Source organism: Kitasatospora sp. NPDC043950, assembly GCF_056435345.1.
The window spans coordinates 1-5,276 of record NZ_JBWKER010000120.1; the positions used below are offsets into that span (position 1 = coordinate 1).

The following is a 5,276-nucleotide window of genomic DNA, read 5'->3' on the forward strand; positions in this document are numbered from 1 at the left end:
GGTACTGCAGGGGGGACCCTGTGGGAGAGTAGGACGCCGCCGAACAATCATTCACAGAGAACCCCCATCCGGGAAACCGGATGGGGGTTCTCTGCGTTGTGATTCACTCGTCCTGGAGTTCCTCGTCCTCTTCCCACGGCCGCGATTGTGCCTGGGCTGATGCCCGGCCATCGGGTTGAGGTGGTACCGCCGCCGTTCCCCACGCCGGCCGGGTCAGCCAGGCGTCCCTGTCGTTGGTGAGCCGGGCGATGCCCGTCCCGTCCGGCCGCATGGTGTAGAGGTCGGCCTCGGAGTCGGCGGGGGCCTCGGCGAACACGATGGACTTGCCGTCGGGCGCGTAGGACGCGGTGCCGTAGAAGACGTTGGATGGGGCGGGGGTCAGCGCGCCGATGGCGGTGCCGTCGGGGTGGACGGTGTAGATGCCGCCGCCGGGGGCGTCGGTGCGGCCGGCCGGGTAGGTGGTGAAGAGGATCTGGGTGCCGTCGGGGGACCAGTTGGCGCGGTCGCCGGCGCGCAGTTCCCAGGGGGTGAGCTGCCGCAACCCGGTGCCGTCCGCGGCGACGACGTAGATGGCGCGGCTGTTGGCGGGCTGACCGGTGGCACCGGTGCGGTACTCGAAGGTGAGCTGCTTGCCGTCGGGGGACCAACTGGGGTTGCTGACCTGCCCGGAGTACGGCTTGTCGTTGGTGAGGAAGGTGAGCCGCTGGACGTCGGTGCCGTCGGGGCTCATCAGGTAGAGGTCCGAGTACTGGATCTGGTTTCTGTCGGCCGGGTCGAGGGCGCCCCAGGAGCGGCTGAAGGCGAGTTGCTTGCCGTCGGGTGAGTAGGCGGGGGCGCGTTCGTCCTCGTTGGTGCAGTCGGCGGTGCCGGTCTCGCAGAGCTGGTCGATCTGGTGGGCGCCGTCGCCGTTGGTGGAGACCGTCCAGAGGCGGGCGGCGCCGCTTCGTGGGTCGGTCCGGTCGAAGGTGATCGTGCTGCCGTCCGGGGACCAGTCGGGGCGGTCGTCGCGGGTGCGGTCGGGCGGCTGGGTGACCTGGTGCCAACCGGTGCCGTCGGGTGCGAGGGTGACGATGGCGCTGGTGGTGCGGGCGGTGTTGAGGAAGACCCCGCCGACGATCAGACCGTTGTGTGCGGTGGCCGCAGGCGTTCCGGCGGCGGCGCCGACCACGCCGGGGCTCGCGGCGGCGGTCGTCGACTCGGCTGCGGTGGAGGGGGCGTCCGCCTGGATCTCGGACAGGGGGATCTCACCGGGTTCGGCGCCGCACCCGGTCAGCAGGGCGCTCAGCAGCAGAAGGCCCGCACCGGCGCTGGCGCGGGTGCGGGCCTCGGGTGTGGACCTGGGGGACTGCCGTGTGCGGGTCATCCGTGTCATATCCGCTCCGACCTTTCCGACCTCTCCGGCGTTCGCTCCGTCTCCGATGCAGGACGAAGGCCCCTCAAAGGGGCTGTCACTGTGTCAGACGGGGAGCGTCGGCGACCGGGCGACACGCGACGCCTGGCGTTCGGTCGGTCACACGGAGTAGAAGGTCTCGGGAGGGCGGCGCGGGGTGGAACCGGGGCGGGGCTGGTCAGCCCCGGGCGGCGCGGCGCTCGGCCTTGGCGAGGGCCTCCGCCTCGTCCTCGGCCTCGGCGACCTCCAGGGTGGGCGCGGTGCCGTCGAGGTGGGTGGGCAGCCACCAGGTGTCGTCCGGGCCGGAGGGCTTGCCGGGGTACTCGCGCTGGGCCTGGTCGAGCATCTCGCTCATGGCCGCGCGCAGCCGCCTGGTGACCATGACGGGCTTGTCGTTCGGGCCGAGGTGAATCGGTTCGCCGATCATGATGGTGACGGGGACGTGGCGCTTGGTCAGGGTCTTCGGACGGCCCTTGGTCCAGAGCTGCTGGGTGCCCCAGAGGATGACGGGCAGCAGCGGGGTGCCGGAGTCGGCGGCCATCCGGGCGGCGCCGGTCTTGAACTTCTTCAGCATGAACGAGCGGCTGATGGTCGCTTCGGGGAACACCCCGACGACCTCGCCGGCCTTGAGGGCGCGCACGGCGGCCTCGTACGCGGGCTGCCCGTCGGTGCGGTCGACCGGGATGTGCTTCATGCCGCGCATCAGCGGGCCGGAGACCCGGTGCTTGAAGACGTCGTCCTTGGCCATGAAGCGGGTCTTGCGCTTGCCGCCGCGGTAGGCGCCGAGGCCGGCGAAGAGGAAGTCCAGGTAGCTGATGTGATTGCTGACCAGTACGGCTCCGCCCCTGGCGGGGATGTTCTCGGCGCCTACGATCTTGATCCGCACGTCGAGCGCACGGAAGGCGGTGAGTGCGGCGCCGATCACCGGCGGGTACACGAACTCTGCCACGGTCAGTCCTGACTTCCACGGGCCGGAGCCCGGTACGGCGGGTACCCGCGTCGCTGAGCGGGGCCGACCGGAGCGCGGCACGCCGCGGCGGTCACGGGTGATTCACGGAGATGATCCCCCGAACGAGTGCCTGCTGTCACCTGAGCCGTGCGGTCAAGCGGATATTCGCGGTGTGATCTCCGTGATGAGTTCGGGTGGGAACTTTTCCCTCCCCGGCGACCTGGAGGCCCGGTCCGTCCCGGAGGCCCAGGGGGCCCAAGGGGTGGCTAGGCTCCGGCGCCGAGGCGCCCCTGGGCGCGGCGGACGAAGGGGTAGACCTCACGGCCGAGGCAGTAGCCGAACGCGGCGTTGAGGAAGGCCGCCGCCAGGGCGAAGGCCGTGGCCAGTAGGCCGAGCCAGGCCACCCCGGTGAGGAAGCCGAGGGCGCCGACGGTGGCGAACACCAGGCCGACTCCCTGCGCGAAGCGGGGTGGCCGCTCGTCCTCGGTCTCGGAGGGCGGGGCCAGTCGGGGGAGGAGGAAGGTCTGGTAGAGCCAGCCGTAGGGGGAGAGCCGCAGGCCGCCGAACGCGCCGAGTGCGAAGACGAGGGCCTGGACGGCCAGCAGCACGTCACTGCCGGTGATGAGGGCGGCGGCCAGCACGACCGAGGTGAGCGCGGCGGCGAAGCGGGGACCGCGGGGATCGATCTGCACGAGGGCTCCGGGAGGGTCGCGACGGGCGGCGGCGGGGCGCGTCAGCGACAGCGGGTGGTGGTGGCCCGGCCCAGGTCGACGACGCGGCGGGAGGTCAGCAACGGCGGTGCGGTGCGGTCGGATTCCACCCGGCGATCGTACGCGGGCCCGGCCCGGTGGTCGACCTCCCTTTCGAGGCCCGGGGCCGCTGCCGCAGACTGGGGACGGCCGGTTGGTGGTGTGCGTCGTCGTGTCGGCGCCGGCGACCACCTTCGGGCTGCTACGGGCACGGCACGACGGGAGGCTGAGGGTGCGCACCAACGGCGGGGCGGTACGGCTGTCGGAGGCGGAGCTGGGCGGGGCGCTCGGCGAGCGGGCGACGCTGGTTCAGTTCTCGACGGCGTTCTGTCAGCCGTGCCGGGCCACCCGCCGGGTGCTCGCGGAGGTGGCCGGCATGGTCGACGGGGTGGCGCACGTCGAGGTGGACGCCGAGGAGCGGCTGGAGCTGGCTCGCCGGCTGGAGATCCTGCGGACGCCGACCGTCCTGGTGCTGGACGGGGGCGGCCGGGTGATGCGCCGGGCGGCCGGACTGCCGCGCAAGGCGGATGTGATCGCGGCGCTCGGCCAGGCGGTGTGAGCCGGGGGCCCCGGCGATCCTGCGGCGGATATGTAGTCCGATCAGGTGGTGTCGGGGCTGCCCTGGGGCAGGATGGGCGCAGACGGAAGTGCAGCCGCCCGACCTAAGCTACTGGCCAGTAGTGACCACTGGACTACTGCCGAGTATGCTGCCAGGAAGTTCCGGACCGGCACGGGAACCCGCTGCCCGGAGCGGGCGCGCACCGTGTTCGCGCCCCGCTTGCACAGCCGCAGCCGCCGGACGAGACCAGTACAGGAGACAGGCCGTGAGCTTGAGGATCGTTGTCTGTGTGAAGTACGTGCCGGACGCGACGGGTGACCGTCGGTTCGCGGACGACCACACCACCGACCGGGAGGGTGTGGACGGCCTCCTGTCGGAGCTCGACGAGTACGGCGTGGAGCAGGCGCTGCGGATCGCGGCGGCGAACGAGGGCGCCGAGGTGACGGTGCTGACGGTCGGGCCGGACGACGCGAAGGACGCGCTGCGCAAGGCGCTGTCGATGGGTGCGGACAAGGCCGTGCACGTGAACGACGAGGACATCCACGGTTCGGATGTGATCGGGACGTCGGCGGTGCTGGCGAAGGCGTTGGAGAAGACCGGGTTCGACCTGGTGATCGGTGGGATGGCGTCGACGGACGGTTCGATGGGTGTGCTGCCGGCGCTGCTGGCGGAGCGCCTCGGTGTGGCGCAGGTGACGCTGCTGTCGGAGGTGTCGGTCGAGGGCGGTGTGGTGCGGGGCCGTCGTGACGGTGACGCGGCGACGGAGCTGGTGGAGGCGGCGCTGCCGGCGGTGGTGTCGGTGACGGACCAGTCGGGTGAGGCCCGGTACCCGTCGTTCAAGGGGATCATGGCGGCGAAGAAGAAGCCGGTCCAGTCGCTGGACCTGGACGATCTGGGCATCGGGGCGGACGAGGTCGGTCTGGCGGGTGCGTGGACGGCGGTGGAGTCGGTGGCGGCGCGTCCGGCGCGGACCGCGGGCACGGTCGTCAAGGACGAGGGCGAGGGCGGCAGGCAGCTCGCCGGCTTCCTCGCCGACCAGAAGTTCATCTAGTCCCCCCCGTTCGCGCATCCAACGATCGATCAGGAGCAACGAATCATGGCTGAGATCCTGGTTCTGGTGGACCACGCCGACGGTGCGGTCCGCAAGCCGGCCCTCGAACTGCTGACCCTGGCCCGCCGGATCGGCGAGCCGTCCGCGGTCGTGCTGGGCGCCGGTGCTGCCGCCGCCGACCTCGCGGCCAAGGCCGCCGAGTACGGCGCGGCCAAGGTGTATGTCGCCGACGGCGCGGAGTTCACCGACCAGCTGGTCGTCCCGAAGGTGGACGCCCTCACCCAGATCGCCAAGGCCAACGACGCCGCCGCCGTCCTGGTCACCTCCTCCGGCGAGGGCAAGGAGATCGCCGCCCGCGTCGCACTGCGGCTGGGCTCCGGCATCATCACCGACGCCATCGACCTGGAGGCCGGTGAGGGTGGCCCGGTCGCCACCCAGTCGGTGTTCGCCGCGTCCTTCCAGGTGAAGTCGAAGGTGACGAAGGGCGTGCCGGTCATCACCGTCAAGCCGAACGCGGTGGCCCCCGAGGCCGTTGCGGGCGCGGGCGCGGTGGAGAACGTGGCGGTGGAGTTCACCGG

At 71.7% G+C, this 5,276-nt stretch carries 5 protein-coding genes and 1 pseudogene; 3 read left to right on the forward strand and 3 right to left on the reverse strand.

The features are described 5' to 3' along the window. Positions 1 to 103 precede the first annotated feature (103 nt). The 3 genes from AC07BF_RS37525 to AC07BF_RS37535 form a co-directional block, all read right to left on the reverse strand. The gene (locus AC07BF_RS37525) at positions 104 to 1,363 is read right to left on the reverse strand and encodes a TolB family protein (protein WP_478334591.1); all 1,260 of its coding nucleotides are present in this window, start codon (positions 1,361 to 1,363) and stop codon (positions 104 to 106) included. A gap of 205 nt (positions 1,364 to 1,568) precedes the next feature. Continuing rightward, positions 1,569 to 2,339, reverse strand: coding sequence for a lysophospholipid acyltransferase family protein (locus AC07BF_RS37530; protein ID WP_350887852.1), 771 nt, complete (start codon positions 2,337 to 2,339; stop codon positions 1,569 to 1,571). A gap of 266 nt (positions 2,340 to 2,605) precedes the next feature. Further along, entirely contained in the window at positions 2,606 to 3,031 is a 426-nt protein-coding gene (locus AC07BF_RS37535) for a DUF4395 domain-containing protein (RefSeq protein WP_478318430.1), read from the reverse strand. 214 nt (positions 3,032 to 3,245) lie between these two features. On the opposite strand from AC07BF_RS37535, the gene AC07BF_RS37540 reads away from it, so the two are divergent. From AC07BF_RS37540 to AC07BF_RS37550, 3 genes and pseudogenes are all read left to right on the forward strand, one after another. Next, a complete protein-coding gene (locus AC07BF_RS37540) occupies positions 3,246 to 3,647 on the forward strand; it encodes a thioredoxin family protein (protein ID WP_478318428.1) in 402 nt (133 codons plus the stop codon). Between the two features lie 265 nt (positions 3,648 to 3,912). Next, on the forward strand, positions 3,913 to 4,698 hold the full coding sequence (locus AC07BF_RS37545; protein ID WP_363588756.1) for an electron transfer flavoprotein subunit beta/FixA family protein: 786 nt from the start codon (positions 3,913 to 3,915) through the stop codon (positions 4,696 to 4,698). Between the two features lie 45 nt (positions 4,699 to 4,743). Beyond that, positions 4,744 to 5,276: pseudogene (locus AC07BF_RS37550) on the forward strand (electron transfer flavoprotein subunit alpha/FixB family protein); the annotation flags it as partial.

Excerpts from the sequence above, each read along its gene's own strand:
- AC07BF_RS37525 (WP_478334591.1), bottom strand. The coding sequence starts at position 1,363 with ATGACCCGCACACGGCAGTCCCCCAGGTCCACACCCGAGGCCCGCACC.